This window comes from Moorena sp. SIO3E8, assembly GCF_010692445.1.
Lineage (GTDB): Bacteria > Cyanobacteriota > Cyanobacteriia > Cyanobacteriales > Coleofasciculaceae > Moorena > Moorena bouillonii.
Genome location: NZ_JAAHHM010000383.1, coordinates 1 through 1,087, shown reverse-complemented (window position 1 = coordinate 1,087; position 1,087 = coordinate 1). Strand labels below are relative to the sequence as shown.

Sequence of the window (1,087 nt, the reverse complement as noted above, 5' to 3'; positions counted from 1 at the left end):
TAAGCACCTAAACAAAATTAATTACATATTCTTCCCCAAAATTGTCAAGCACTTTTTTGAGATATTCAAGAAAGCTTTTCCAGTTTTCGTAAGCATCAATTTCAATCCACTCATACTTAATAAATTTCCAGAAAATTTCAATTAAGTTGTGCTTGGGTGAGTAAGTAGGTAACCAAAATATATCTAAATTATTACCTTGCCATTCTTCTAATTTTTCTAGGATTTTATGGCTTGTGTGTATTGAAGCTTGATCCATTACTACTACAGTTAATTTAGATAATTTTTTACTAAAATTATCTAAAAAATTAATCCCGATTTCACTATCAATTGAGCCCTGATGGATTTCGTAATCTAATTGATTTTCACATCCCATTAATCCGAGAACATTAATTCTTTTGCTTTGGGAACTATTAATAGTTATTCTTTTTAACTTTTCTTGCCATCCATAAGGAATATCTGGCTTCAAAGAGAATCCACTTTCATCTAAATATCTTAATTCAATTTCTCCTTTTTTAGCTTGCTCTTTTAGCTCTTTTAGTCTGGGTATTTTTACGTCTAGCTCCCAGTCATCAGGGGTTTTACTCGTTCCTCTCTTCATTCTTTTCCATTTCATGTTCAACTTTTTTATGGTTCTTTTTATAGTTTCCTTACTTACATCTATCTTCCACTCTTTATTGATTTTATTTTTAACTTTGTTTAGGCTTTTTGGGTCAGATTTTACCCACTCCTTTACTTGTTGCCTTTGCTCCTGATTTAACTTAGGTTTTCTGCCCCTACCTTTTTGATTGTATATTCCTATTATTTTTTGATCTTCCCATTTGGTTAACCAGTTATATATAGTTTTTCGAGTAACTCCAAATAATGAACTTAATTCATTGATAGAAAACTTTTGATAACTCAACAATATACATTTAGCTCGGTCTCTCACTTGAGGATATTTACTTTGCCAACTTATTCTTTCCAACAGTTTTTTAGTTTCGGTATTTAATTCTCTAATGAATCTCATATAAATACCCATTTTCAGTGATTTTATCTAATTATAGATTATTATGTCAAAAATAGGTAATTAATTTTGTGCACCTGCTTA

General features: G+C 29.9%; 1 protein-coding gene. It reads right to left on the bottom strand.

What is annotated here, in order from left to right; genetic code table 11:
- Positions 1-7: 7 nt before the first annotated feature.
- Positions 8-1,006 carry an IS630 family transposase gene (locus F6K46_RS39950; protein ID WP_293118232.1) on the bottom strand — a complete coding sequence of 333 codons (999 nt, stop codon included), beginning with the start codon at positions 1,004-1,006 and terminating at the stop codon, positions 8-10.
- Positions 1,007-1,087 lie beyond the last annotated feature (81 nt).